26 protein-coding genes are annotated in these 25,188 nt (G+C 65.2%); 22 read left to right on the top strand and 4 right to left on the bottom strand.

Translation table 11 applies throughout. The features are described from left to right. Positions 1-8: 8 nt before the first annotated feature. Positions 9-206: a YbdD/YjiX family protein gene (locus tag PCE31106_RS00410; protein ID WP_017233791.1), complete on the top strand. Its 198-nt coding sequence runs from the start codon at positions 9-11 to the stop codon at positions 204-206. Between the two features lie 106 nt (positions 207-312). Here the strand turns inward: PCE31106_RS00410 and hemN are convergent, their stop codons facing one another. Next, the gene (gene hemN, locus PCE31106_RS00415) at positions 313-1,854 is read right to left on the bottom strand and encodes an oxygen-independent coproporphyrinogen III oxidase (RefSeq protein ID WP_254440869.1); all 1,542 of its coding nucleotides are present in this window, start codon (positions 1,852-1,854) and stop codon (positions 313-315) included. A gap of 423 nt (positions 1,855-2,277) precedes the next feature. Here hemN and PCE31106_RS00420 point away from each other — a divergent pair, with 423 nt between their 5' ends. After that, positions 2,278-3,246, top strand: coding sequence for a LysR family transcriptional regulator (locus tag PCE31106_RS00420; RefSeq protein ID WP_017233789.1), 969 nt, complete (start codon positions 2,278-2,280; stop codon positions 3,244-3,246). Positions 3,247-3,344: 98 nt separating this feature from the next. Here PCE31106_RS00420 and PCE31106_RS00425 read toward each other — a convergent pair whose 3' ends face one another. The 3 genes from PCE31106_RS00425 to dprA form a co-directional block, all read right to left on the bottom strand. Beyond that, positions 3,345-6,032 (bottom strand): DNA topoisomerase III, encoded by a 2,688-nt coding sequence (locus PCE31106_RS00425; RefSeq protein WP_017233788.1) that lies wholly within the window; start codon positions 6,030-6,032, stop codon positions 3,345-3,347. Between the two features lie 225 nt (positions 6,033-6,257). Further along, complete coding sequence (locus PCE31106_RS00430) at positions 6,258-6,647, bottom strand: thioredoxin family protein (RefSeq protein ID WP_150562014.1); 390 nt, start codon at positions 6,645-6,647, stop codon at positions 6,258-6,260. A gap of 91 nt (positions 6,648-6,738) precedes the next feature. After that, positions 6,739-8,079 carry a DNA-processing protein DprA gene (gene dprA, locus PCE31106_RS00435; RefSeq protein WP_150562015.1) on the bottom strand — a complete coding sequence of 447 codons (1,341 nt, stop codon included), beginning with the start codon at positions 8,077-8,079 and terminating at the stop codon, positions 6,739-6,741. Between the two features lie 237 nt (positions 8,080-8,316). Here dprA and def point away from each other — a divergent pair, with 237 nt between their 5' ends. The 20 genes from def to PCE31106_RS00540 all read left to right on the top strand — a co-directional run bounded on the left by def (position 8,317) and on the right by PCE31106_RS00540 (position 25,155). Further along, on the top strand, positions 8,317-8,820 hold the full coding sequence (gene def, locus PCE31106_RS00440) for a peptide deformylase (RefSeq protein ID WP_026131609.1): 504 nt from the start codon (positions 8,317-8,319) through the stop codon (positions 8,818-8,820). A gap of 146 nt (positions 8,821-8,966) precedes the next feature. After that, positions 8,967-10,715, top strand: coding sequence for an ArnT family glycosyltransferase (locus PCE31106_RS00445; RefSeq protein ID WP_150562016.1), 1,749 nt, complete (start codon positions 8,967-8,969; stop codon positions 10,713-10,715). Between the two features lie 29 nt (positions 10,716-10,744). After that, complete coding sequence (fmt, locus tag PCE31106_RS00450) at positions 10,745-11,728, top strand: methionyl-tRNA formyltransferase (protein ID WP_150562017.1); 984 nt, start codon at positions 10,745-10,747, stop codon at positions 11,726-11,728. A gap of 211 nt (positions 11,729-11,939) precedes the next feature. After that, positions 11,940-12,797 (top strand): zinc metalloprotease HtpX, encoded by an 858-nt coding sequence (gene htpX, locus PCE31106_RS00455; protein ID WP_150562018.1) that lies wholly within the window; start codon positions 11,940-11,942, stop codon positions 12,795-12,797. Between the two features lie 171 nt (positions 12,798-12,968). After that, the gene (locus PCE31106_RS00460) at positions 12,969-14,552 is read left to right on the top strand and encodes a tyrosine-type recombinase/integrase (protein WP_150562019.1); all 1,584 of its coding nucleotides are present in this window, start codon (positions 12,969-12,971) and stop codon (positions 14,550-14,552) included. A 445-nt stretch (positions 14,553-14,997) separates the two neighbouring features. Next, on the top strand, positions 14,998-15,687 hold the full coding sequence (locus PCE31106_RS00465; protein WP_150562020.1) for an ankyrin repeat domain-containing protein: 690 nt from the start codon (positions 14,998-15,000) through the stop codon (positions 15,685-15,687). Between the two features lie 59 nt (positions 15,688-15,746). Further along, a complete protein-coding gene (locus PCE31106_RS00470) occupies positions 15,747-16,151 on the top strand; it encodes a hypothetical protein (protein WP_150562021.1) in 405 nt (134 codons plus the stop codon). 28 nt (positions 16,152-16,179) lie between these two features. Beyond that, a complete protein-coding gene (locus PCE31106_RS00475; RefSeq protein WP_150562022.1) occupies positions 16,180-16,590 on the top strand; it encodes a hypothetical protein in 411 nt (136 codons plus the stop codon). 125 nt (positions 16,591-16,715) lie between these two features. Next, on the top strand, positions 16,716-17,243 hold the full coding sequence (locus PCE31106_RS00480) for a hypothetical protein (protein WP_150562023.1): 528 nt from the start codon (positions 16,716-16,718) through the stop codon (positions 17,241-17,243). 152 nt (positions 17,244-17,395) lie between these two features. After that, positions 17,396-17,629, top strand: a complete 234-nt coding sequence (locus tag PCE31106_RS00485) for a hypothetical protein (protein WP_131753357.1) — start codon at positions 17,396-17,398, stop codon at positions 17,627-17,629. Positions 17,630-18,577: 948 nt separating this feature from the next. Beyond that, complete coding sequence (locus PCE31106_RS00490) at positions 18,578-18,775, top strand: hypothetical protein (protein ID WP_150562024.1); 198 nt, start codon at positions 18,578-18,580, stop codon at positions 18,773-18,775. A 135-nt stretch (positions 18,776-18,910) separates the two neighbouring features. Then, positions 18,911-20,458: a DUF5906 domain-containing protein gene (locus PCE31106_RS00495; protein ID WP_150562025.1), complete on the top strand. Its 1,548-nt coding sequence runs from the start codon at positions 18,911-18,913 to the stop codon at positions 20,456-20,458. Between the two features lie 195 nt (positions 20,459-20,653). After that, positions 20,654-20,971 carry a hypothetical protein gene (locus tag PCE31106_RS00500; protein WP_150562026.1) on the top strand — a complete coding sequence of 106 codons (318 nt, stop codon included), beginning with the start codon at positions 20,654-20,656 and terminating at the stop codon, positions 20,969-20,971. A gap of 92 nt (positions 20,972-21,063) precedes the next feature. After that, on the top strand, positions 21,064-21,399 hold the full coding sequence (locus PCE31106_RS00505; RefSeq protein WP_150562027.1) for a hypothetical protein: 336 nt from the start codon (positions 21,064-21,066) through the stop codon (positions 21,397-21,399). Positions 21,400-21,401: 2 nt separating this feature from the next. Then, entirely contained in the window at positions 21,402-21,743 is a 342-nt protein-coding gene (locus tag PCE31106_RS00510; RefSeq protein WP_150562028.1) for a hypothetical protein, read from the top strand. Positions 21,744-21,829: 86 nt separating this feature from the next. Continuing rightward, positions 21,830-22,270, top strand: a complete 441-nt coding sequence (locus PCE31106_RS00515; RefSeq protein ID WP_150562029.1) for a hypothetical protein — start codon at positions 21,830-21,832, stop codon at positions 22,268-22,270. A gap of 11 nt (positions 22,271-22,281) precedes the next feature. Further along, positions 22,282-22,914, top strand: coding sequence for a hypothetical protein (locus PCE31106_RS00520; protein WP_150562030.1), 633 nt, complete (start codon positions 22,282-22,284; stop codon positions 22,912-22,914). A gap of 13 nt (positions 22,915-22,927) precedes the next feature. Further along, positions 22,928-23,563: a hypothetical protein gene (locus tag PCE31106_RS00525; RefSeq protein WP_150562031.1), complete on the top strand. Its 636-nt coding sequence runs from the start codon at positions 22,928-22,930 to the stop codon at positions 23,561-23,563. 650 nt (positions 23,564-24,213) lie between these two features. Beyond that, the gene (locus PCE31106_RS00535; RefSeq protein ID WP_131753350.1) at positions 24,214-24,810 is read left to right on the top strand and encodes an antirestriction protein ArdA; all 597 of its coding nucleotides are present in this window, start codon (positions 24,214-24,216) and stop codon (positions 24,808-24,810) included. A 48-nt stretch (positions 24,811-24,858) separates the two neighbouring features. Next, positions 24,859-25,155 (top strand): hypothetical protein, encoded by a 297-nt coding sequence (locus PCE31106_RS00540; RefSeq protein ID WP_150562034.1) that lies wholly within the window; start codon positions 24,859-24,861, stop codon positions 25,153-25,155. Positions 25,156-25,188: the final 33 nt, after the last annotated feature.

Raw genomic sequence — 25,188 nt, forward strand, 5'->3', positions numbered from 1 at the left:
GCGACGCCATGCTCGATGAAGTCGGTAAGGTGGGCCGGTATCTGGGGCAGGCCATGCGTCTGATGGTCGGCCTGCCCGACTACGACACCTATGTCGCACATATGCAGGCCACGCACCCGGATCAGCCGGTCATGAGCTACGAGGCGTTCTTCCGGGAACGGCAGGAAGCGCGCTACGGCGGCAAAGGCGGCGGACGATGCTGCTGAGGCGTCGTTGGCCTCAATCGCCTCGTCAGTCTCGTCAACCCAGAAAGTGAGAACGCCCGGTGAGCACTTCACCGGGCGTTTTTTCATGCGCCGAACCGCGCTGCGCTCACATCACTTTTGCGCATCGCGAGTGAGCGTTGCCGCGACGATAGCGATCGAAAACCTGGGCGACGACGCGAACCAGCAAGCGTCCGGCCGGCAAGATGCGCAGTCCGTGGGCCTCGATGGCCACGAGACCATCGGCCGCCAGTTCGGCCAACTCGCCCAGCTCACTCGCAAAATAGCTGGCGAAGCGGATGTCGTAAGCGTGTTCGAGGGGCGCGAATTCCAGCGACATGTGGCACATCAGGCGCGAAATGACGTCGCGCCGGATATGGTCGTCGTCATCGAGTCGCACACCACGCGCGATGGCGAGTCCGCCGGCATCGATGGCTTCGTAATACGCCTTCAGGGTCTTGGCGTTCTGTGCGTAGCTATCCCCCACCCGGCCGATGGCCGACATGCCGACCCCGACGAGGTCGCAATCGGCCCGTGTGCTGTAACCCTGGAAGTTGCGATGCAGACTGCCGGCGGCCTGCGCACGGGCGAGTTCATCGTCAGGCCGCGCGAAGTGATCCATGCCGATATAGACATAGCCCGCTGCACTCAGGCGGGCAATGATCGTCTGCAACAGCGCCAGCTTTTGCGGGCCGTCCGGCAGGGCATCGGGCAGGCAGCGCTGCATTTTGAACTGTTGCGGAAGATGCGCGTAGCTGAAGACCGAGAGGCGCTCCGGCGCCATCTCGATCACGGCGTCGAGCGTATTCGAGAACGATTCGGGCGTTTGATACGGCAGGCCGTAGATCAGATCGAAGTTGACCGACCGGAAACCACAGCTTCGCGCGGCGTCGAGCGTGGCTTCGACCAGCGCGCGCGGCTGCACGCGATGAATCGCCGCCTGGACACGGGGATCGAAATCCTGCACCCCGATGGACAGACGATTAAACCCGAGCGAGCGCAAGGCGCGGATTGATGCCGGGCCGGCACTGCGCGGGTCGATTTCGATGGCGTACTCGGCGCTGTCGTCGAGCGTCATCACGAAATGGCGGCTGATGGCCTCGACAAGGGAGGCGATCTGTTCCAACGACAGGAACGTCGGCGTGCCCCCGCCCCAATGCATCTGCGCGAGCCCGCGCCCGGCGCCGAGCAGCGACGCCTGGCGTGCGATCTCTATATGCAGGCGCTCAACGTAGGCCTGCGCGTGAGCGCGATTGTGCGTGACGATCTTGGTGCACGCGCAGTAGAAGCACACCGTGTCGCAGAACGGCACGTGGACATACAGCGACAGCGGTTTGCCAGTGCGCTTGGACTGCGCGGCTGCACGCGCGTAGTCGTCAGCGCCGAAGTTGTCACGGAATTGCAGTGCCGTCGGGTACGAGGTGTAGCGCGGCCCGTTCACGTCGTAACGGGCGAGCAGTTGTGCATCGAAGTGAAGCGGGGCGGACGGGGCCGCGGTGTTTCGCGGCGCCGGCGGCGTGCCGCATCGTGAATGCCCGTGGCCCTCGGCCGACGTCCGCGACGCACAGCCGGGACATGGCGTACCGGCGTGCGGTTCGCTGGGGGCTGCGGCGTTGGCGCAAGGCGTCGACGAAAGGCGGAGCGGAGTCATGACGCGGCCTGTAACAGTAGGTGATAGAGGACTGTAGCGGCGCTGCGAACGCCGCGCCCTGACCTGCGTCAAACACCCGGCTCACGGCGCGAAAGTGGCGCGAAGCAGACGTGATGGCTGACGACGTCGAGTGAATTCCCGCATCTGTCGCGGATCCCGGTGCCCGGAGGCGCATGTCACAGGGCGGTCATGCACCAAAATCGTTGCCACGTCAGGCAAGTTTCGGCTGCCTACGGTAAGCTAGCGCCTTATTGAAGTCTCCCCGCCGTGTCGACAGCCCTGGCGGCACGCACGGCCCATCCCGGAACGATCCGGGGCGGGGGTCCGACCGGTGCCCGCGGGTACGCGCAGCGCCGGTGAATGGCCGGCCCGCCCATGCTTGTCCTTGCCAGTACGACGCGGCACATCACGATTGGAAACACTATGGATCGTCTGCAATCGATGCGCGTTTTCGTCAAAGTGGCCGACAACGGCAGCTTTGCCCGTACGGCTGCCCAGATGGACCTGTCGGCCGCCGTGGTCACGCGGCACGTCGCCGAACTGGAATCGCATCTCGGTGTTCGCCTCCTCAATCGCACCACGCGCAGTCTGTCGCTGACCGGTGCCGGGCAGGTGTATCTCGAACGCTGCCGGCAGATCATCGACGAAGTCGACGAGGCCGACGCCCTCATCTCCAGCGCCTCACGCGATCCGAAAGGCACCTTGAAGGTCGTTGCGCCGGTGTCGTTCGGTCTGCGCAACCTCGCACCGCTCGTCAAGAAATACCAGGAGTTGCACCCGAAGGTCGTGGTCGATCTCGCGCTGACCGACCGGGCGGTCGATCTGGTGGAAGAGGGCTACGACTGCGGCATTCTGCTCACGCGCATGATCAACAGCGAAAGTCTGATATCACGCGTGCTCGCCGAGACGCGCGTGATGTTGTGTGCTTCGCCGGCGTATATCGCCGAGCATGGCGAACCGGTTACACCGCAAGAGCTAGGCGAGCACGGCGTGCTCGGTCTGCCGAATGACATCTGGAGCGAAGACCGCGTGTTTTCCGGCCCGGACGGCGAGGTGCGCGTGCGTGTGCAGAACAAGTTCATCTGCAACAACACGGCGCTGCTGCGTCAATCGGTGCTGCTGGGGCACGGCATTGCGTTCCTGCCGTCATACCTCGTGGGGCACGATGTGCGCGACGGCGATCTCGTCGCGCTGATGCGCAACTACTCGCAAACGCCGGTCGATGTCTCGCTCGTCTATCCCAGCCGGAAGTATCTGTCGGCCAAAACGCGCGGTTTCATTGATCTCACCGTCGAGTATTTCCGCCAGAACGAAGGCATTTCGGCGGCCGAACGCTGGGTGCCCCCCAAGATCCCGTCGCCGAGCGCACCGACCACGGGCATTTCGGTGTGACGTAGTGCGCTTCGCGACGTGAAAAAACGGCCACTCCCGCAAGGAAGTGGCCGTTTTCATTGCCCGGCGACAACCGGGCGATGTCGTGCTCGATCCGCTTAGAACGGCGGATCCTCGTCCTCGACGGCAGCATTGTCCGACGCGCCGGACGTGGCTTCCTTCTTGACCGGCTTGGCTTTGGCCGTCGTTTTCCGGGCCGCTGTCTTCTTGGCCGGTGCCTTCGCCGCCGCGGTCTTCGTTGCCGTCTTGCGCGCCGGGGCGGCCTTGCCGTCAGCCTCGGCGTCGCCTGCCTTCGCAGCCGTCTTCTTTGGTGCCTTGGCTTCGAATTCGAAGCCGATCGTGCCGTCCTTCTGCTTGGCCAGATACGCCTTGAACGTTCGCCCCGTACGCGACGACTTGAAGCTCGTCAGCAGATCCGTCTTGCCCTCGGTCAGCAGCTTGTGAATCTGCTCGCGCGTGATTTCCTGCTGGAGAATCACCTTGCCCGACGTGAAGTCGCAAGTCTTCGGGCTGGCGACGGCGTTCTCGCAGACATAACGCATGCCGTGCTCAAACACGTTTCCGCCGCACTTCGGACACTTGCCGACCGGCTCCTGTCCCGTGAAATCGGGGGCCTCACCGTCTTCGTCGCCGCTGTCCTGGCCGAAGTCGAACTCGAGCTTGTATCCCATCTCGTCGTCGGGCGAGAGCTTGAGAATGGCCGAGAACGGACGGCCCATCTTGCTGCGGAATCCCGACAGCGGTCCGATCGTCTTGTTCTTGAGCAAGTCCTCGACTTCCGGGATTTCGAACTGACGCCCGCCCGGGATCTTCGAGATCGAGAAGGCGCAGCTCGTGCACGCGAAGCGCCGATAGTTCTCTTTGACCACGCTGCCGCAATGCGGACACGGCGTGGTGAGCGTGGCGTAGTCGCCCGGGATCGTGTCCGAGTCGTATTCCTTCGCGCGCTTGACGATGGTCTGCGTCATTTGCGCGATCTCGTGCATGAACTCGTCACGCTTGAGGCCGCCGCGCTCGATTTGCGAGAGCTTGGCTTCCCATTCGCCCGTGAGTTCGGGCAGCGTGAGTTCGTCCACGCCGAGCCCGCGCAGCAGTGTCATCAACTGGAAGGCCTTGGCGGTCGGATGCAACTCGCGGCCTTCGCGCACGAGATACTTTTCCGTCAGCAACCCTTCAATGATGGCCGCCCGCGTGGCCGGGGTCCCCAGACCCTTGCCCGCCATCGCCTCGCGCCACTCGCCCTCTTCAACGAGCTTGCCCGCGCCTTCCATCGCCGAGAGCAGCGTCGCTTCGCTGTACCGTGCCGGAGGCTTGGTTTGCAGGCCGACCGATTCGACCTTGTCGACGCCAACCTTCTCGTCCTTCGCGACCGGCACGAGGTTCGGCTGCTCTTCCTTGCCGTCTTTCCCGTCGCCCTGCGCTTCCTTGCCGTAAATGGCCAGCCAGCCGGCGTTGACGAGCACCTTGCCTTCGGTCTTGAAGTGATGGCCCACCACTTCCGTGATCCGGGTCGTCACCTGATACTCGGCCGCTGGGAAGAACACCGCCAGGAAGCGCTTGACGACGAGGTCGTACAGCTTTTGTTCCGGCTCGGAGAGGTTCTTCGGCGCCTGCAGCGTCGGGATGATGGCGAAGTGATCGCTGATCTTGCTGTTGTCGAAGATCCGCTTGTTCGGCTTGACCCAGTCCTTGCTCAGGATCTGGTTGGCGAACTGATGGTAGTTGTTGCTCTCCTTGAGCACGGCCATCGTCTCCTTGACGGTGGCCAGATAGTCTTCCGGCAGCGCGCGCGCGTCGGTACGCGGGTACGTCAGCACCTTGTGCTTTTCATACAGCGCCTGCGCCAGACCCAGCGTGTTCTTGGCAGAGAAACCGAAGCGGCCGTTAGCCTCGCGCTGCAAGCTCGTCAGGTCGAACAGCAGCGGTGAGAGTTGCGTCGACGGCTTCGATTCTTCCGTGACCGTGCCCTGCTTGCCGCGCACCGCCGCCACGACCGACTCGGCCGCCGCAACGCTCCACAGACGCGAATCGCGCTGCTCCGGATCGAATTCGTTGCGCTTGAAGCTCGGATCGAACCAGCGGCCTTCGTAGAAGCCTGAGGCGGCAACGAAATCGGCGCGCACTTCCCAGTAGTCGCGCGACACGAACTTGCGAATCTTCTCTTCGCGCTCGACCACGATCGACAGCGTCGGCGTCTGCACGCGACCGACGGTCGTCAGGAAGAAACCACCGCCCTTGCTGTTGAACGCGGTCATGGCGCGCGTGCCGTTGATGCCGACGAGCCAGTCGGCTTCGGCGCGGCTGCGCGCGGCGTCGGCCAGCGGCAGCATGTCGTCATCGCTGCGCAGGCGACTGAAGCCGTCGCGAATCGACTGCGGCGTCATCGATTGCAGCCACAGCCGCCTGACCGGCTGCTTCGCCTTCGCGTGTTGCGCAATCAGGCGAAAAATCAGTTCCCCTTCGCGTCCCGCGTCACAGGCGTTGATCAGGACGTCCACGTCCTTGCGCTTGATGAGCCGCGTGAGCACCTTAAGACGCGACTCGCTCTTGGCGATCGGCTTGAGGTCGAAATGCGGAGGAATCACGGGAAGGTTGGCGAAACTCCACTTGCCGCGTTTGACTTCATAGTCTTCCGGCGCGCCGATTTCGACGAGGTGGCCAACCGCCGACGAGACGACGTAGTCGTCGTTCTCGAAGTACTCGTCATGCTTGGTAAAGCCGCCCAACGCCCGCGCGATGTCATTCGCGACGGACGGTTTCTCGGCAATGATCAGAGCTTTTGACATGACGTTAGGTAATGGTGAGGGGGCGTCGGCAAGCGACATTCGTTGGCTTTATAACATATAGCCAGTCCGGCGTTGCCGTCGGATCGGGCACAAGGCATGCCTGAAAGCGGCACATCATAAGCGCGTCGCAAGCCGGCGGCAAGCGCAGGCCCGGCGGCGCGGCCCCACCGCTGCGACACGGCGTCGCGCTTTGCCTGATGCGCTTGCCGGTCGGCTCCGACGGGGCTATCCGGCAAGCAGGTGCTCGCGCAGCGCAGGGGCGGCCACCGTCGCGTCGCCCAGCACTCGCGCGTCGAGCATACGCTCGAGAATGCCGACGGCCGGCAGCACTGGGCCAAAAAAACGGGCCTGTCCCGCCGGCTGCTGCGCATCCTGAACGAGCAGGGTCGGAAAGTTCTCGATGTCGTGATCGTCGAGCCAGTCGGCGTGCGTCTCGATATCCACCCAGACGAAGCACAGCGCCGGATGGCGGGCCGCCAATTGCTCGAACGCCTGCGCATACTCGCGGCAGGTGCCGCACCACGCCGCGCACATGCAGGCCACGAGACGCGTGTTGCCATCGGCCAGCGCGGCAGCCAGCGCGGAGCGGTCGGCCACAGGATCGAAAACGGGCATGGTGTCGGTGATGTCGGTATCTCGGAATTGGGAGGGGGCGCAGCGGCGACCGGCGCATTTCAGGCATCGGCCTCGGCGACCCGGGCATTCGCTAGCGCACGCCCCGGTCGGTCTGCCGGGCGAACCGTCCGCCGGGCAGTCGGGCGATCCGGCCGTCGAGTTCAAGCACGCTCAGATGCGCAAGCACGGTGGTGATCCCCAGGCCGGTGCGCCCGCAAAGGGTGTCCGCGCTGACCGGATCATACCCCAGCGCTTCCAGGACCGCTGCCATGCCGGGGGGCGCGGCGGTGGGCGTCGCCACGGTGGCGCGGGCCGTCGGTGGGCCACTGGCGCACACGGTCTCGGCCATGCTGAATAGATCGGTCGCCGCGCCGTCGGACGGCGGGCGCCTCGATACACGGGACTGTCCGCCACGTGCGCTTTTGCGCGCATTTCCCGCGCTTCCCCTGTCCGACAGGGGGAGCGTTTCCACGCTCGGTGCGGGCGGCGCAATGCCCAAGGCTTCGAAGACGTCGTCGGGCGATGTCGCGAGCGTGGCACCGTCGCGGATCAACGTGTGGCAGCCGCGGCTTTGCGGCGCGTGGATCGAGCCGGGCACGGCGAGCACGTCTCGGCCCAGATCGCCTGCCAGACGTGCTGTGATCAGCGATCCCGAGTGCGTGGTGGCCTCGACGACCACGGTGCACCGTGCGAGCGCGGCAATCAGCCGGTTGCGCCGCGGGAAGTGATCGGCACGCGGTGGTGTGCCCACGGGGAACGCGGACAGCACGAGGCCGCGCTCAGCGATGCGCTCGGCCAAGTCGCGATGATGCGTCGGGTAGACGAGATCAGGCCCCGTGCCCACGACGGCGCAGGTGCCGCCCGCCGTCTCGAGCGCGCCTTCGTGCGCGGCAGCGTCGATGCCGGCCGCCAGCCCCGACACGACGGTCACGCCCGCGTCGCCGAGCGCGCGGGCGAAGTGTCGCGCGTTGTCGCGTCCCTGCGGCGTGGCGCGGCGGCTGCCGACAAGCGCCGCCGCAATGGCCCCGGCGCGGTTTGGCAGACCGGCATCGCCGCGGCAATACAGGATTGGGGGGGCGTCGCCAAGCGTCAACAGCTCACGCGGGTAGGCTGGCTCGGACAACGTGACGACCGCACACCCGGGACGACTGGCCCAGTCGACGGTACCGGCGATCTGTGCCGTCAACTCGGCGGACATCGGCGCGAGCAGCCTGTCCACGAGCGTGTCCGGCAGCACGCCAGCGAGCCTGGCGCGCGACGCCCGGAAGATCGCTTCAGGCACCCCGAATGCCCTCAGCAGACGCCGTACCGCAGCCGGGGGTACCCCGGGCGTGTGGCACAGCCGCAGCCAGTCCTTGATTTCCGCGCGGTCGGCCCCGATATGAGGGCTATCGTGCGTGGCGTCGGTGTGAAGGGCGCTTTCGCGGGACATGACGTCAGAACGGGCCTCGGGACAGGGCTCGGCGCAAGAGGCTCGGGCGGGTCGCGCGTGGCCCGCCGTCAGCGTCGAGAGGGGCGCTATGCTAAAATTTTTCATCATCCGGTAAGCATTGACCGGGGGGCCAAGGCGGATATCCCCTGCGGCGCGAGCATCGCGACGCAGCTGCCATCGCAGGATTGTGCGTTCACGGCCACTCGCAGGGCAATGCGGCGAATTCCCGTTTTCATCATGGCATTACTGACAATTCTTCAATATCCCGATCCGCGTCTGCACAAGGTGGCCAAGCCGGTTGCCAAGGTCGACGATCGGATCCGCAAGCTCGTCAAGGACATGGCCGAGACCATGTACGACGCCCCCGGCATTGGCCTCGCGGCCACGCAGATCGACGTGCACGAGCAAGTCATCGTGATGGATCTCTCGGAAACGCGCGACGAATTGCGCGTGTTCATCAATCCCGAGATCGTCTGGCGCAGCGACGAACAGAAGGTTTATGAAGAGGGCTGCCTCTCGGTGCCCGGCATCTACGACGAAGTCGAGCGCGCCGACCGCGTGCGCGTGCGCGCCCTGAACGAGCAGGGTGAGGCGTTCGAACTGGACGCCGACGGCCTGCTCGCCGTGTGCATCCAGCACGAGATGGATCACCTCAAGGGCCGCGTGTTCGTCGAGTACCTCTCGCCGCTCAAGCGCAACCGCATCAAGCAAAAGATGAAAAAACAGGTCGAACGCGCCTGAACCACTCCGGCGGCGCCCAGCGTGGGCGCGGCCGGTAAAGTCCTCTATACTTGCAGCGCTCGCGGGCGCGTGTGTCCGCTTTCTGCCGCTGCGACGGGGCGTCATCGAACGTCTGCCGTCGGGCCAACTCCCGACTGTTTGCCGAGATGTCCATCGCCATCGCTTCGTCGTCCTCCCGCACCCGCACGATCTACTGGCTGAGCGCCGCGCTCCTGTTCGCCTTCCTGCTGGCGGGCCTGTTCGACCGCGACCCCTGGAAAGCCGACGAGCCGTATTCCGTCGGCATGGTGCTCAACTTCTTTCGCGGCCACGATCTGGTCGTGCCGCACGTGGCCGCCGATCCGTTCGTGGAGAAGCCCCCCGTGATGTACTGGACGGGCGCGTTCTTCGCTCGGCTGGCGTCCGGTGTGCTGCCGGTCTTCGATGCGGCCCAGCTCGCGGTGCTCGCCTGGCTGGTCATTGCGGTGATCTGTGTCGGCCGGCTGGCGCAACGCCTCTACGGCCCTGCGAATACGCAAAATGCGGACACATTCAACTGGCTCGCGCCCATGCTCATGGTCGGCAGCTTCGGGGCCATCGAGAACATTCACAAACTGACGGCGGATGTGCCGCAACTTGCAGGCGCCGCGCTCGCGCTGGCGGCGCTGGCCCGTCTGGCGAAAGCCGAGAACTCGTCGCGCTTGTGGGGACTCCTGTTCGGCGCGGGCGCCGGTATTGCCTTTCTGAGCAAGGGCCTGCTGGTGCCCGGTGTGCTGGGTCTCACCGCACTGGTCGTGCTCGCCGTGCCGGCGTATCGCACGCGCCGCTATGCGGGGGCGCTCGGCTGGGCGGTGCTGGCGTCGCTGCCGTGGCTGGTGATCTGGCCTGCGTTGTTCTGGCATGCCTCGGAGCCACTTTTCATTGAGTGGTTCTGGGATAACAACTTCGGTCGGTTCTTCGGCTTTGTCCATCTCGGCGGGGCACGCACGACCTATGGCAGCGATCTCGCGAGCCTGATCGGGCTGACCTTCCCGGCGGGCTGGCTCGCGCTGGGCGCGCTGATCGCGCAACTGCGACAGGGCGGCGGGTTACGGCGTTACGTGATCGATTTTCCGGAGCAGGCCATGCTCTGGCTGTACGCCGGCTTGTTCGTGGCGACGCTCGTCGCGTCGTCGGCCATTCGCGACATCTATATGTTGCCGCTCTTTCCGGCTATCGCGGTGCTGGGTGCGAACGCACGCTTGCCAACGTGGCTCGAGAAGGCGTGGTCGGGCGTGGCGCTCGTGCTCATGAGTGCGCTGGGACTGTTCCTCTGGGTGCGTTGGGGGCTGCAACTGACCGGGAACGGGCACGTCGCCGCGGGCCCGATCGGCAAGTGGCTGCCCCTCGATTACGTGCTGCCGTTCTCGCCGGGGCTGGTGCTCGCGGCGGTTGTCGTCGCCGCGTTGTGGGTGAGTGCCATCGTGCACCGTCGTCAGCTCGGTGCCCTGGTCTTCGGTTTCGCCGGGCTGATGTTCGTCTGGGGAACGCTTTCCACGCTGTTGCTGCCCTGGATCAACGAGGCTCGCAGCTACCGCACGCCGTTCGAGGGACTGCGTGAGTCGCTTGCCCATGCGGCGCCACATGGCACGCCATTGGCGACCCGATGCGTCGGGTCGTTCAACGTCGGCGAGTCGGAGCGCGCCATGCTCGACTATTTCATCGACGTGCGTCCGGTACAGCTTCCGGATCTGGCGGATGCGTCGCGCTGCGACGTGCTGCTGGTGCTCGACAAGGCCAACGCGCGCATCCCCGCGCCGGAGGGCTGGCGTGAGATCTGGCAGGGCGGCCGTGCAGGCGATACCAACGAGCGCTTCCGCGCCTTCGTGGCGCCTTCGACTGCGGTGGCCGCGTCCGCCGCCGGCACCGTCAAATAAGTTATCGCGTTAGCCCAAGGAAGTTCGCCATGACGCTTCGCATCGTCTTCGCCGGTACGCCGGAATTCGCACAAACCGCGCTTGCCGCCATCGACGCCGCTGACTTCCCTGTCGAGTTGGTGCTCACTCAGCCGGATCGTCCGGCCGGTCGCGGCATGAAGCTGCACGCCAGTCCGGTCAAACGATACGCCCAGACGCATGGCATGCCGGTGTCGCAGCCGGCGTCGCTGCGCCGTAACGGCAAGTTTCCGGAGGAAGCCGCGGCCGCCATCGAACAACTGCGCGCGCTGGCACCCGATGTCATGGTCGTGGCCGCTTACGGCCTGATCCTGCCGCAGGAAGTGCTCGATCTGCCTCGATACGGGTGCCTGAACATTCATGGCTCGCTGTTGCCGCGCTGGCGCGGTGCGGCACCGATCCATCGTGCCATCGAGGCGGGCGACGCCGAGACCGGCATCACTATCATGCAGATGGACGCCGGCCTCGACACCGGCGCGATGATTCTGCGCGAGGCCGAGCCCATCCGCCCGGACGACACCACGGCGACGCTGCACGACCGCATGGCGGCGCTTGGCGGCAAGTTGATCGTCGACGCCTTGCGTCAGCTCGCGCGCGACGGGCATCTGCCGAGTGTTGCCCAGCCCGACGCCGGGGTGACCTACGCGGAAAAGATCGCCAAGCAGGAAGCGGTGCTCGATTGGCGCAAACCCGCCGAGGGACTGGCGCGCCAGGTCCGGGCGTTCGATCCTTTCCCGGGGGCGCTCGGCACAGTGCACGACACCCCCGTCAAGCTGTGGCGCGCGTGCGCCGTGGCGGGCAAGCCGGGGGCTGCCCCCGGCACCGTTCTCGACGTGAGCGCCGACGCGATCGTCGTCGCATGCGGGGCGGGCGCGCTTCATGTGACCGAGTGCCAGAAGCCGGGCGGCAAACGTCTGCCGGTACGTGAATTCCTCGCGGGGTTCGCACTGGCGCCCGGCGATGTTTTCGCGGCAGGCCACCCGCCGGCGAAGTAATATCGACCGAATCGACCGTTCTGTTCATTGAAACCGTACGGAAAAATCGTAAAACGTCACGGAATCGGCGGGAAATTCCAGCGAACGTCTGAAAAGTATCGATGCGAACGCCGCTGCCGTTGAATTTTTGACGACTGGCACCATCTAACGCCCGAGGACACGCAAAGTGCGTGGTTTCCTCGGGTCATCAAGATTTGCAGAGGAGAACACCATGTTCAATTGGATGAAGACCACCCTGCTGATGGCGGCCATCACCGCGTTGTTCATGGTGGTGGGCGGCATGATCGGCGGCAGGCAGGGCATGATGCTCGCGCTGGCGTTCGCGCTGGCGATGAATTTCTTTTCCTACTGGTTCTCGGACAAGATGGTGCTGCGCATGTACAACGCGCAGCAAGTCGACGAGACGAGCGCACCGCAGTTTTACAACATGGTGCGTGAGTTGTCGCAGCGTGCCGGGCTGCCGATGCCGAAGGTCTACCTGATCAACGAGGACGCGCCCAACGCGTTCGCGACCGGGCGCAATCCAGAGAACGCGGCCGTGGCTGCCACGACCGGCATTTTGCGTGTGCTCTCCGATCGAGAGCTGCGCGGCGTGATGGCGCATGAGCTGGCGCACGTGAAGCATCGCGACATTCTCATTTCGACGATTTCCGCCACGATGGCCGGTGCGATTTCCGCGCTCGCCAACTTCGCCATGTTCTTCGGTGGGCGCGACGAGAACGGCCGTCCCTCCAATCCGATCGCGAGCATTGCCGTGGCGATCCTCGCGCCGTTGGCCGCCTCGCTGATCCAGATGGCGATTTCGCGCGCGCGTGAATTCGAGGCGGACCGCGGCGGCGCGGAAATCTCCGGCGACCCGCAGTCGCTGGCGATGGCGCTCGACAAGATTCATCGTTATGCGCAGGGTATTCCGTTCGAGGCGGCCGAGCAGCATCCGGCCACGGCGCAGATGATGATCATGAATCCCTTGAGCGGTGGTGGTATCGCCAACCTGTTCAGCACCCACCCGGCCACCGAGGAACGCATCGCCCGCCTCATGGAAATGGCGCGTACAGGGCGTTTCGAGTGAATACGGGGCACCCGTCCAGCCTCGAAACCGGGCGCCTAACGGTGATTAAAAACTAGGCAGTTCACCGGGAAATACCGGCCTTTTTCGGGGTGAGCCGGATACACAAAGGATACACGGGATACATGATGATTGTGTATCCTGCAGTCTGTTCCCACGGCCCTCGACCCCACCATGACCACCGCCAAAGGCCACGCCGGCAAAATCCCGTTCACCGAAAAGACCGTGCAGGCGATCGCACGCTTGCCGTTCGACCAACGACCGATCGGCGTGGACGACGGCGGCGCGCTCATCACCGAGCCGGTGGCGCCCGGCGTGCTCGATTACTTCGTGCGCGACGCCCGGCAACCGGGCTTTGCGTTGCGCTTGACCCGCGCCGGTGCGCGCACGTGGTACGCCGAGCGCAAACTGGCCGGGCGGGTGTGCCGGTTCAAATGCGGCGACTTCGCCACCACGGCGCTCACCAAGGCCCGCGACAAGGCCGTGCTGGCGCTGGCGCAGATCGACCAAGGCATCGACCCTAACCACCTCGTCAAAGACGCCAAGCGCCGGACGCAGGAGCGCCACAGCCTCGAAAAACTCACGTTCGGCGTGATGATGACCCGCGACGCCGAGCGCCGATCGGCCGAGCAGGCGGCGGAGGGCAAGGCGGACACCCACAACACCGCCCGCGATCGCAAAAACACCATCAAAGTCGTCAAGGCGCAACCGATTTGGTCCAAGCCCGTCGCGGACGTGACCGTGAACGACCTCGCGGACCTGATCGGGGCGGTGCGCAGGAAGCACGGCGATTCAACGGCGATCAAAGTCTGGAGGTACAGCCGGGCCGCGTTTGGCCGTTTGCCGAGCAGCGAGACGCCGGACGTGCACGTGTTCGACGAGTTTTTGAAGAGCCAAGACACGGCCCTGCCCAAGCCGAAGCGCTCGCAGCGGTACCTGCCGACGAACGAGACCGCGGGCGAGACCTGGTTGCGGTTCATCGCCGCCCAGCGCAACGCCGAAACGGCCGTCAAGACCGGCCACCCGTGGACCCGGGCGGTGATGGCCGACGCGATCATCACCACGCTTTGCCTGGGGTTCCGAAAAATGGAAGCGCTGGCACTCCGGGTCGATGACGTGAACTTTGAAAAGCGATGGATACGCGTCACCGAAGACCGGGCGAAGAACAAGCGCGTGCACTACGCGCCGTTGTGCCCCGGGCTGGAGGCCCTTTTGCGCGAGCGCATCGCGGCCAACGCGGCACCCCGCGGCCGGGACGTGGAGCGGGCCAGGCGTGGCGTACCGATCCCCGTGAGCGAGTACGTGTTCCCGACCGAACGACGGACGGCCAAGAGCGGGCACATTCAAGGCGTCCAGTCCCTGCTCGACCTCGCCAGCGAGCAGTCCGGCACCTACGTGTCCCTGCACGACCTGCGGCGCTCGTACGGCGGGGAAATGTACAGCCTCATCGTGGGCGGCGACGCCTCGACCCGGGCCGACACGCGCCTCGTCAAGCAAGCGCTCAACCACGTGGCGGAGGAGGACAGCGAAATCACGCTGTCGTACGTCAACATCGACGCCCGGATCAACGCCCTGCGCCCGGCGGCCGAGGCCCACGAGCGCAAGATTTTCGGCCTTTGCGGCATCCTCGTGCCGGGCGCGGCCCCGGTGCCGGCGAGCGACACGGGCGCCATGCTCGACCTGCTCAAAGCGCGCGCCGCCTCCGACCCGGCCGTGCTCGAACAACTGCGCGCCCTGCTCAACACGTCCCCCACGTAGCGCGATTGAGGCCGGAAAAGCCCTTACACATCGTGGGGGCTTTCCCGACTGGCCCCGGCCGTTCCCGACACTTCCCGGTAAAACCCGGTACTTCCCTGGACGGGCCACGAACCCCTGAAAAAACCGCTTGTACGGCCCTTACGCAGGCGCGTACAGTCCATTCACCGCCACGTCCACCAGCGACGCCGCGGGGCTGGCAGAGCAGCGCCAGCGCGCCGTGAGGCGCACCCACGCGACTCGGATTTGGGCGAACGCAAGCCCAGCAGCCGGCGGCCTGTGCACGGGCCGGCGGTCGTAACAGCAGCACCTCTAGTTGGTCGAGAGGCAACAGCACGTCATTGCGGCACGCCCTTGCGGCGTGGCCTGTACGTCATTGCCTTTTGCAGTACCCGGCACCTCACGGTGACGCGCCGGAACTCGACCAACCCTCTAAAGGAGGTGCCGTATGTCGCATCGCATCACCACCACGTCGTCGTCGTTCGACGACATCCTCGCCGGCTTCACCGACGCCCAGCATGAGGCCATCACCGCCCGCCACTGCGCGTTGCTCGACGCGATCGAGGCGCGCAAGCACGCGGCGGTTTCCGCCATTCTGGCCGAACCGTCGCCGGTCCCGCTCGTACACGTCACGTTCGGGACGCCCAACGGCACCAGCGGCCTCACCGCGCTGTACGGCGCCGTGATGTACGGGAACACCGCGGCGGTCCGCCTGCTGCTCGAGGCCGGTGCAAGCCTGCAGGTCGAAACCATCATGCTCGGCAACGGCCCGTTCACGCTGATCGACTGCGCACGCATGGCGTTGAGCAACCCCCACCTCTCGCGCGCCCTGAAAAAGGACATCAAGGACGCGATCCGTTTGCTCGAACAAGCCGCCGATGCACGCGGCGAAGACGCTGAAACGATGCAAGCCAGCGTCAAGAAGCGTGGCCGCACGGTCGTTGTCGAGGTCGTGAACAAGTACAGCCGCGACGTGCTCACGTACGGCCGTGCTCGCGGTGCCAGCGACCGCGCGATGTCCATGCCGTCCGTCATGCACCGCGTCGTTGAACTCATGACCGGCGAAAAGCCGGGCAAGAACACGATGGTCATGGCCGTACCGATCGAGGCCATGAAGGGAGGTGCCACCCTGCATTGATACAAATGGTTTGTTTGATACATACCACCACCCATCACACCATTTAGGACTACTACGCCATGAGCACCACCAAAACCTACCCCGGCCAGCAGGAAGCCCTCGAAATCATCGCCGTGTTGGACGACGACACGCGCCAGCGCCTGTACCACGCCGAAAAGGCTTACGACGAAGCCACCGACGAATGGCTGCAGGACTGGGCCACCGATTACGCGGACGCTCGCTTTGACATCGAGGACGAGGGAGAAGAATGGGACGAAGCCCACGATGAGGGCATGGACCTCGCGCAAGCGTCGGACGAATGGCTGCCGGCTTGCGACCGCTTGATGGACGAGGTCGCCGAGGCTTTCGGTGTGAGCACGGACCTTCTGGGCCATGCCGCGGTGCTCATGGACAACTACCGGGGCTGGTCGCTCGTCGAGCAACGCCGCGTCGAACTGGGCCTCGCCACGGCCGCCACGCACTGATCCATCCACCGCTCTGGAGAACCACACCATGACGTACTTCTACATCAACCCGCTCTACATCAACGACCCGGACGAGCAGGCCGCATTGGACCGCGCGCTCGCCGTCCTCGCGGGCCTGCCGCTTGGCTACCTCGACACGCTGATCGCCGCGCACGACACGTACGCCGCGACGATGGACCAGTGGTGCGACGACTGGCGCGACGAGAACGCCGACCGGCTCGACGCGTTCGACACGCCGGAGCCCGAGGACCAGCCGGAGTACCAAGTGGCGTGCGAAGCCGAGCGGCGCAACGTCGCCGACGAGTTCCACGTCACGGTCGAGCAGTTGAAGCACGCCGCGGTGATCGCCGAGTTGGGCAGCGGCGGCCTGGCAGAACTGCGCGAGCGCAACGAGTTGTTCTGGTCCATCGCCGAAGCGGCCGGCATGACGATCGACTGAACCGCAACACCGCGCTACGGCGCTCTCCGCGACCCGATGGGAGGCAAGCCCATCGAAGGCCCGAGTTGGTCGGGGCATTTCCCAACGCAGCAAACGCAGTCCAACCAACCAACTGGAGAAGCACGATGAAGAGCAAGACCAGCAAGACCAGCCAGGCCGCCGCGACGTTCAGCAGCAGCGACCACTACACCGCCAAGACCGGCCGGATGACCGAGGGGCGCCAAGGCTGGGCGTACAGCGGCACGTTGTTTCGCAACGGCGTGAAGATCGCCACGTTCAACGACTACGGCGACGGCGGAACGGCGCGTGTGGACTGGATCAACGCCGCTGAAGAGGCCGCGTTGCGGGCGTGGTACGTCGCCGTGGTACCGGACGGTGGCACGTACTACGAAGACGGCTTGGCGATCGAGTCGATCGTCAACCGTTCCCTCGACGAGGCCGACCTGCGCAAGCAACTCAACAAACGCGTCGTCGTCGTCGCGCCGGGCGACGTGCGCAACGGCGGCAAGAGCGCCGTGCTCACCACCAAGGTCATGCCGAAAGACCACGTCCTGCCGGCCGCGAGCCGCGTGCAGGAGCGCCAGCCGGACGACGTGGTGCTGAACCTGCTGCCGTTCGACGCCGCGTTCGCGCTGTACATGACGCTGGGCTAACCGGAGTCCTGCGCTCGAAACTTGACGCTCGACTCGACCCGCAGCAGAAGTACCCGCAACACCACACACGCGACACGCCGGGAGGCAAGCCCGGCAAATGCCCGGTTCGTCGGGGCAGTTTTTTCCCAACCCACCGACAACCGGAGAAGCACATGAGCAAGCATTTCAGCAGCGACAAAGACATGCACGCGGCGATCGCCAGCCTGGTGAGAGACGGCTGGACGCACCAGACCAAGGGCCGCGGCAAGCACCCGAAGGTCATAGCGCCCAACGGGCGCGCGATGTCGTACCCGCTCACGCCCAGCGACTGGCGAGCCGTGCGCAACTTGCGCCGGGACGCTGCGCGCCTCGCGGCATTGCCACGCGGGAAGAGCAGGCAGGGTTGACCGGACGCAGGGCGCCGCAGCGCAGCCGGGCCATGCCCGGCTTTTTTTGCGGCCCGGCATCGCCACGTCGCCAGCAACGGGCGCAAGCGGATCGGCCGGCGCGGAACGCGCCCAGTTTTTTGGGGTTCCGCGAGGCGGCTGCAGATCATTTCGATCAACTTGGATATTTGAAAAGCCATCGCTCGAAAAATACATCGAACTTGATCGAAATGTTGCGACGATCGACCGCAAACCCAATGCCAGCAAGGCTTTGCGTCCGTCCGGGTGAAAAATCCACGGGCTTTACCCCGGACGAGCCCGGACGGCGTCAAACCCTTATCCAGCAAGCGTTTGACAGGAGCACGTCCGGGCAGGCGCTTTACCCGGACGTACCCCGGACGGCCGCAAACCCTTACCCAGCAAGGGTTTGGCCGGACGACGTCCGGGGTACGCCATGTTTTGCCGAAAATCGATTGCGCGTGCGTGCGCGTGCGTGCGCGTACGTGGAATATTTTGAGAAAAAGCCCATAGCCCGGACGTGGTCCCCGCAAAGCCTTACCCAGCAAGGGTTTGCGGCCGTCCGGGGTACGTCCGGGCTAAAGGGTACCCCGGACGTGGTCCCCGCAAACCCTTGCCCAGCAAGGCTCCGACGACGTCCAGGCCGTCCGGGCAAAAAAACTGCCCGGACGTCGTCCTGCCGCCCGATTGCAACGTCAAAAGCAACGGGGCCGGAGGCCCCTTGGTCCGGTCGCTACCGCGCCGTCGCGGAGGGCGGCGTCGATCCACCACGCGCGCAGCGACCACGTTCGCTTACGCATGTTGACATGCTCGACGGTACCTGATTTAGTAGGTTGGTAGCCGGCGCGCACGCGCGCCTCAACGTTGACCAAGGGCCGCGGACGCGGCCATGACCGAAGCCTTCCCCGGCCAAAACCGCCAGGGAGGGCTTTTTCATTTCAGGAGGCAGACATGACCGAACGCACCCGTCCCAACGACAAACTCGCGGTTGTAAGCGTGCGTACGTCGGAACGCCTGCGTACAGCGTTCGAGACGACCGCTGAAGCGCACGCGATGACCACCGCCGACGTGCTGCGCGGCCTCATGGCCGAGTGGGTTTCCAACCCGCGGCCCGTGTCCGCGTTCATGCCGGCCACGATGGCGACGTAACAAAGAAAAAAGCCGCGCTGGCTGGCGCGGCTTGTGATCGATGCAGTCCCTTGGAAGAAGAGCACCGGGTACCAAACTGATATCAGTAATAAATCGCCCGGACCTTGCTGTCAAGTTTTTAGAACGAGGTCCTACATGGCATTCAGTCCCAAAGGCGTGAGCACGCCGAAAACCATCCCTGCGCCCGGCGCTCGCAAAGCGAAGGCGACGCAGAATCGCAAGTCCACGTCCGGCGGGCAGGACGACGACGACCAGAAGCCGTCGCCGGAGTTGCTGTTCACCCAGCACATGATGCGCGAGCCGAACTTGATGGTGGGCGGGGTGAACGACAAGTTGTTCTACCGTCATAACAACGTGCACTACGCACCTGTTCCGCACGAGTCGATGGTCGAGCGCGCGAAAGGGTTCCTCGAGATCCACGCACCGAAATACTACGGCGATGAAAAGGCCGAGAAGATGGTGCGCGCGTTGCTCTCGACGATGGTGCAGCCCTCGAGCGGTCGAACCCTGGACGACACGCCGCAAGCGTATCTGGACCTTGAGAGCATCGACAAGGATGCGGACGAGCCCATCGTCGTGGACGACCGCCCGGCGCTCATGCAGTTGCGTAACACCGTGCTCGTACTGGACCGCGAGCGCATCGTGAAGGACGGGGCCATCACCGCGCACGAGGTCGGGCCGCACTGGAAGACCAAGAGCCGCATTTACGCAAAAATCGACGCCGACCGGCTGGTCGGTGGCGTGTACGTGCCGCGTACGCTCGATCCCAACTCGAAGTTCGCCAAACTCTTGACCATGATTTGGAAAGACCCGGCGATGCAGCAAGCCGCGGCCGAAGCCTTTGCCTCGACGCTCACTAACATCAACTGGGGCAAAGTGATCTACTTGCACGGCTCCGGCGGGAACGGTAAATCGACGCTCATCAAGATCATCGAAGCCTTCCACGGAAAGGGCAAGAGCGTTCCGTTCCGGCTGGAAGACCTCGACCACAACTTCAAGCCCTCGCAACTGATCGGGGCCACCCTCGCGGTGGTGCATGAAGCCTCGAAGGTCAACCCGGACCGCCTGAAGGAGTGGGCCACGCGCGAGCCGCAACTGGTCGATGTCAAGAACAAAGACCCGATCAAGTTCACGCCGACGTGTTCGTGGATCATCGCGATGAACAAGACCATCCGTGCGCAAGACTACACGGAAGGTTTCAAGCGCCGCGTCTTCGCGCTCCCGTTCCTGAACAAGTTTCACGGCAAAGGTGAGGTTCAGGACTACCACAACGAGATCATCCGTGATCCCGTTGAGATGGCCGGTGTGCTCGACTGGTTGCTGGGCGGCCTTATCTCGCTGATCAAGCGCGGGCGGTTCATGACCCTGGACGAAGCGCCGCGGGAAATGCGCGACCTCGACCATCAGATGAATCTCGAAACGGACTCGGTGTACCGCTGGCTGCACGAAAGCGGCGCGGTGATCGACAACGCTTGCTGGACATCGAGGACGCAGGTGTATCAGCACGCCGCGGAATGGGCCGAAGCAGGCCGGTCGCCCATCGCGTCCGACGCGCAGTTCTGGCCTCGCATCAAAGAACTGCTGCCGGACCTCGTCGTTAAGCGCATGTCCGTGCCCGATGCCACCGGCGGACGGCCGTATTGCGTCAACCTGCGCGTGACGGGCGTTGCGCCGCTCCGTTGATCAACTTTTTTCGTCTACATACGTTGACACGCTCTGCAGTACCTGGTTTATTGGGTACACCAGCGCAACGCACCGCGCCCATCGTTCAAGCCCGTGACCCCACGGGCTTTTTTCATCGCTCCCCGAGTGCCCGCCTCACGTGCGGGTTCGGCGGTACCAGGCCATCCGGGCCTGTTCACCACGGAGCACACCACCATGACCACCGCCCTCGACCAATGCATCGGCTTTTCGGACACGATGAACTACGACACCACGCCGCCGGCTTCGTCGGCCCCGGTGTTCCGGTACTCGACCCAGCCCAGTCAACTCGTGCGGTTCGTGGACGACATCGTGCGCCGTTGCGCCGTCCTGCCGGACCTCGCCACGCTGCGCGCTCGCGCGGTCGAATGGCTGGCCGGCGACGAGCCCGACCTGTCGGCCGAGGCCGCGGATCTTAAGGCGAAGACGCTCGCGGCCTACGGCCACTCGTTCGCGAAGACCTACGAAGGTTTCACGCACGGCGCCCCGTTCTGATCGCCCCGGCGCACCGTTCGCCCCGTGCCCGCCTGACGGCGGGTTCGGCCGTACCGGCGCCATCCCGGCGCCGGGCCATCGGAGAACCCGTCATGCGCCGCTTTGCCATCCTTGCCGTTTCCCTTCTGTTCGCCACCGCCGCCCATGCCGGCGGAAACCTTGCGTTCTCAATCGACCGCGCCGGTCAACTTTCGATCGACGGCCAGGCGGTCGGCGTGCCGATCGGTACGGCCTTCGACCACGCCGACGGCGACGTGACGATCGCCCAAGCGTTGCGCGATCCGACGGGCGAAACGCTCAATGCGACCGTGCGCGCGCTGGTCGTTCACGGCAACGTCGTGAGCGAAACCGTCACTGTGCGCGATGCCCATACCGAACGCGTGCGCGTCGAACTGCACCCGGACCGCAGCGCGACCGTGCGGGCTTGATCATGACGGCGCTCACACACACTGCCGCGGACGGCATCGGCGGGCAGACGCTGAACAGCGCGGAGTCGTGGGTTTCCCGGCGCCACGGCACCGAGCCCGTGCCGCGCTGGTGGCACGTGTTCCGCCGATCGAGCGCGGCGACACCGGACCTGCACGCGCTGCTGGTCCTGCTGCGCGAGCACGGCGCCGGTCTGCACGCCGCACCGTTCACCGACGAGGGCGGCGGCCGGCACGGCGAAGCCCTGCGTGCGTTCCTGCTCGCCGAGCGCGTCGCGGCCGAGCAGGCGGTGTTGCGCCAGGCGGCGGCCGAGGCCGCGCCAACCATCACGCGCCGCAGGTTGTGATCGGCGCTCGACGCTCCCCTTGTGCCCGCCGGAAGGCGGGTCAGGGCGGTACCAGACCAGCCCGGTCTGTTCACCTGGAGCCTCGCATGAAACCCTTTCACGTTCGCATCCTCGCCGCGCTTCCCGTGCTCGTTCTGTCCGTCGCCAACATGCCGCCGTTCATCCATCAATGGTCCGACACCACGTCGGACCTGATCGCCGTGGGCACGTGGGTCGCACTGCTGGCCGGCATGGCCGTCACCGCACCGTTCAACCGATGGATGCTCGGCGACCAACGGGACTACGACACCCGATTCGGACGAGCCGTGGCGTTCTCGCTGGGCATCGTCGCTTTCATCGACATTCTGTTGCTCATCGGGACGGCAATGGTCGTCAAGGCGCTGGGCCTTGGCGTCATCGCCTACATCGGTGTGAGCCTGCTGATGTCGATCGTGCTGGGCGTGGGCTCCGTCGTTGCCGTGTTCAACCTGTTTTCGTGGACGTGCGATCGGATCGGCGCGGCGTACGACGCGGCGGACCGCGCGTAATCGGAGGCCGCATGGAACCGAACCTGTCTACCGAACGTCTGGAGCGTGGCCTTGCGCTGGCCGTGTCGTCGTCGCCGCTGCCCGTGGTGCTGGGCTGGCTGCAAGCAGGGGCGCGCCCGACGCTGGGAGCCATCGGAAACGCCATCGAGCAACGTCGCGCGGCGGCGTTCTGCGCTCTGCTGGACCACATCGACCGCACCGTTCGCGCGACGCTGCCGGAACTGATGACGAGCCGCAACATGCTCGACGACGACGACATGCTGGACGCCTGGCTCGACCGCTTGACGCCGGACGACCTGAACGAGCGGCCGGCCGGTTGCGACATGCCGATGTGGTTCATCGCGTTCATTCACACGCCGGCCGTCGATCACAACGACATGCCCGACCGGGCGCGGGGCGCGCGCCTGCCGTACGTGCTGGCAAAACTGCGCAACGCCGGGGCCGACCTTGACGCGATGAGAGGCGACCCGGACCACTACGGCCTGGACAGCGTGGACCGATCGGCCGTCGTCTGGCTCGACGATCACTACGTCGCGCTGCGCATGTTGCTGCGAATCCCCTACGAGCGCAAAGAACTGCGCGCGGTGGTCGATGAGACGCTGGCCGAGGCCGCAGCGCCCGTCCGGCGCCGGGCCAGGCTGTAACCTGGAGACGACCATGCACGACGCGCGCATTTTCGATTTCAACGACGTGGAGGCGATGAACGCCCTTGATGTCGGCGACCTCGCGTGGGCAACGTTGCCCGAGCCGTGGCGGCGGGACCATGCGCCGAGGGCGTTGCACTGGTTCACCGCGGCAAGCGGTGAGTCGTCCGCCGAAAACGCCTTCGAGGCACACGTACGGACGGCCATCCAGTGGCTTGCCCGACACGAGGATGGGACGGCGGAGGTTCTGACCGATCGCATCGCGCACGCCGATCGGGTGTACGCGGCGTTCGTGGCCGAACGCGCCGGGCGCCCCAAGGTCGGGCCGCTGTTCAGCCCGCTTGAAGCCTGCTGGCTCGTCCTGAACGATGCCGGCCCGGCGCTGCTCGATCCCGAGGTGCGCCAGGCCACCATCGAGGCGTCGCTTGACGAACCACGGTCCCCACTGCACGCGCGCTGGTACATCGACCATCCCGACCTCGAAACGCAATACTGCGCTGGCAGGCTTCAGGACGAAGCCGTGGCGCTGATCGACCGCTACTTGCTCGCCAGGCATGTGACCGAAGCCACAGCGCTGAACGTCGCGGCCGGCGAGGCGATGGCCGAGGTCGAAAGCGCATCGTCTGCGCCCGCACGCCGACGCCTGTAACCATTGGAGGATCGGCCAGGCGCGGCTGAAGTAGCAGAGCCGGGGCGGTCAACCCCGGCTCGGTCGTCAAGGACTTACGTTAGTTCGCGGGTCGCTCCCTTGACCAAGAAACGTCGCAAACGTGGGCCACAACGCACCCTACGAAAAGCCTGTATGCAGGTCAAGCCCGGGCCTGCACTTCGCTGGGCTCTAACACCGCAGGCGCCTGGGCGTCAGCGGGTCGGCCGAGGGCGGCGCCAGCCGCCCCGTCTTTTCCCTGGGACTACGAACAAAGGCCGGTCAACGTTGACCGGCCTTTGCCAACCAGGGCACATGCACATCGGCGGACACCACGCCGCCGACGACCCACGGTAACACCCGTACGGAAAAGCACAAGGCCGAACGGCGAAAGGCCACGTCAACGGCCCGTGGCGGTTCTCCCACGGCCGGCCGCGTTCGCCCCTTGTTCGTTGAAAAGCCGCCGGTATCGCCAACCGGCCGACGCATAAGCCGTCCCGACACAAGGGCAAGGGTTCGCTGCGCGCCCGCCGGCACCCGGTCCTGCTGCGCAGGCTGCGGCTTTGGCGTGCCCCTGGCCCTTGTGTCGGGACGGCTTCGTTATGCGCCGGGCGATACCGACAGCAGACCTTCACCGAACAAGGAGCACCACCATGAACGCAACCAGCCAGAACCTCACGCACACCAACAGCAACCCCATCCAAGGCGGGCTCCCCCAACTGCAGATGACGACCGAAACCACCTACCACGCCATGCCCTACAACCTCGACGCCGGCCCGGGCTTCTACTTCACGAGCCTGGAAGACTACACCGCGAAGATGGACGGGCTCACGGATCGCTGGGGCGCACCGGTCGAGGAGGTGGAGTTGCAACTGGTGGACGGCACCGACGGCGAAGGCCAGTTGTTCGCGGCGCTTGGCATCAGCCAGGCCAGCCTCGAAACCTGGTTCGACACCGTGGTGGACCTCGACGAGCACGAGCAAGCCGCCTTGTTCTACCTCGTGGGCGATGCGGGCTATTCGCTCGCGGACGCGCTCGACAAGATCGACGACGTGATGCTGCAAGAGGGCGCGATGGAGGACGTGGGCGAGGAAATGTTCAACGAGTTGTACCTGCACGAGGTGCCGGAACACCTGCACGCGTACCTGGACAGCAGCCGATGGGTCAACGATTGTCGCCTGAACGGGGATTTTTCAGAGTTCCAGTTCGATCACAAAGACTGGACCGTGACCAACGCCAACGGGATTTAAACCCCAACGCCCGCACGCTACGGTTTGCGGGCTTCACTGGAGAACCTGATGAACCGCAAGGACTACACGACGGCGCGGCGCCTGCTGTGTGACAACGGGCGCTACGCGCTGCGCTGGCTTCCCGCCGACCATGCGGCGCTGATGGACCGCCTGATGTTCAGCACGACCCGCGACGACCTCGCGGAGCGCGCGTTCGCGAGCGAGTACGACCGGCGCCTGATGCCTCGCGCGGACTGGCAGACCCAAGCACGCGGCACGAACGACGCCGAGTACGCCATCTACCGCGCGAACGCGGAGGCGCTGGGCTGGACGGTCAAGACCTACGACGAATGGCTGGCGAGTTGATACGTTTGGTTTGTATCAAACAAACGATACAAA

This window comes from Pandoraea cepalis, from assembly GCF_902459665.1.
Lineage (GTDB): Bacteria > Pseudomonadota > Gammaproteobacteria > Burkholderiales > Burkholderiaceae > Pandoraea > Pandoraea cepalis.

Bases quoted from the DNA above. Each gene is read 5' to 3' on its own strand.
- PCE31106_RS00410 (WP_017233791.1), top strand. From the start codon at position 9: ATGCTCGATGAAGTCGGTAAGGTGGGCCGGTATCTGGGGCAGGCCATG.
- hemN (WP_254440869.1), bottom strand. From the start codon at position 1,854: ATGACTCCGCTCCGCCTTTCGTCGACGCCTTGCGCCAACGCCGCAGCC.
- PCE31106_RS00420 (WP_017233789.1), top strand. From the start codon at position 2,278: ATGGATCGTCTGCAATCGATGCGCGTTTTCGTCAAAGTGGCCGACAAC.
- PCE31106_RS00425 (WP_017233788.1), bottom strand. From the start codon at position 6,032: ATGTCAAAAGCTCTGATCATTGCCGAGAAACCGTCCGTCGCGAATGAC.
- PCE31106_RS00430 (WP_150562014.1), bottom strand. From the start codon at position 6,647: ATGCCCGTTTTCGATCCTGTGGCCGACCGCTCCGCGCTGGCTGCCGCG.
- dprA (WP_150562015.1), bottom strand. From the start codon at position 8,079: ATGTCCCGCGAAAGCGCCCTTCACACCGACGCCACGCACGATAGCCCT.
- def (WP_026131609.1), top strand. From the start codon at position 8,317: ATGGCATTACTGACAATTCTTCAATATCCCGATCCGCGTCTGCACAAG.
- PCE31106_RS00445 (WP_150562016.1), top strand. From the start codon at position 8,967: ATGTCCATCGCCATCGCTTCGTCGTCCTCCCGCACCCGCACGATCTAC.
- fmt (WP_150562017.1), top strand. From the start codon at position 10,745: ATGACGCTTCGCATCGTCTTCGCCGGTACGCCGGAATTCGCACAAACC.
- htpX (WP_150562018.1), top strand. From the start codon at position 11,940: ATGTTCAATTGGATGAAGACCACCCTGCTGATGGCGGCCATCACCGCG.
- PCE31106_RS00460 (WP_150562019.1), top strand. From the start codon at position 12,969: ATGACCACCGCCAAAGGCCACGCCGGCAAAATCCCGTTCACCGAAAAG.
- PCE31106_RS00465 (WP_150562020.1), top strand. From the start codon at position 14,998: ATGTCGCATCGCATCACCACCACGTCGTCGTCGTTCGACGACATCCTC.
- PCE31106_RS00470 (WP_150562021.1), top strand. From the start codon at position 15,747: ATGAGCACCACCAAAACCTACCCCGGCCAGCAGGAAGCCCTCGAAATC.
- PCE31106_RS00475 (WP_150562022.1), top strand. From the start codon at position 16,180: ATGACGTACTTCTACATCAACCCGCTCTACATCAACGACCCGGACGAG.
- PCE31106_RS00480 (WP_150562023.1), top strand. From the start codon at position 16,716: ATGAAGAGCAAGACCAGCAAGACCAGCCAGGCCGCCGCGACGTTCAGC.
- PCE31106_RS00485 (WP_131753357.1), top strand. From the start codon at position 17,396: ATGAGCAAGCATTTCAGCAGCGACAAAGACATGCACGCGGCGATCGCC.
- PCE31106_RS00490 (WP_150562024.1), top strand. From the start codon at position 18,578: ATGACCGAACGCACCCGTCCCAACGACAAACTCGCGGTTGTAAGCGTG.
- PCE31106_RS00495 (WP_150562025.1), top strand. From the start codon at position 18,911: ATGGCATTCAGTCCCAAAGGCGTGAGCACGCCGAAAACCATCCCTGCG.
- PCE31106_RS00500 (WP_150562026.1), top strand. From the start codon at position 20,654: ATGACCACCGCCCTCGACCAATGCATCGGCTTTTCGGACACGATGAAC.
- PCE31106_RS00505 (WP_150562027.1), top strand. From the start codon at position 21,064: ATGCGCCGCTTTGCCATCCTTGCCGTTTCCCTTCTGTTCGCCACCGCC.
- PCE31106_RS00510 (WP_150562028.1), top strand. From the start codon at position 21,402: ATGACGGCGCTCACACACACTGCCGCGGACGGCATCGGCGGGCAGACG.
- PCE31106_RS00515 (WP_150562029.1), top strand. From the start codon at position 21,830: ATGAAACCCTTTCACGTTCGCATCCTCGCCGCGCTTCCCGTGCTCGTT.
- PCE31106_RS00520 (WP_150562030.1), top strand. From the start codon at position 22,282: ATGGAACCGAACCTGTCTACCGAACGTCTGGAGCGTGGCCTTGCGCTG.
- PCE31106_RS00525 (WP_150562031.1), top strand. From the start codon at position 22,928: ATGCACGACGCGCGCATTTTCGATTTCAACGACGTGGAGGCGATGAAC.
- PCE31106_RS00535 (WP_131753350.1), top strand. From the start codon at position 24,214: ATGAACGCAACCAGCCAGAACCTCACGCACACCAACAGCAACCCCATC.
- PCE31106_RS00540 (WP_150562034.1), top strand. From the start codon at position 24,859: ATGAACCGCAAGGACTACACGACGGCGCGGCGCCTGCTGTGTGACAAC.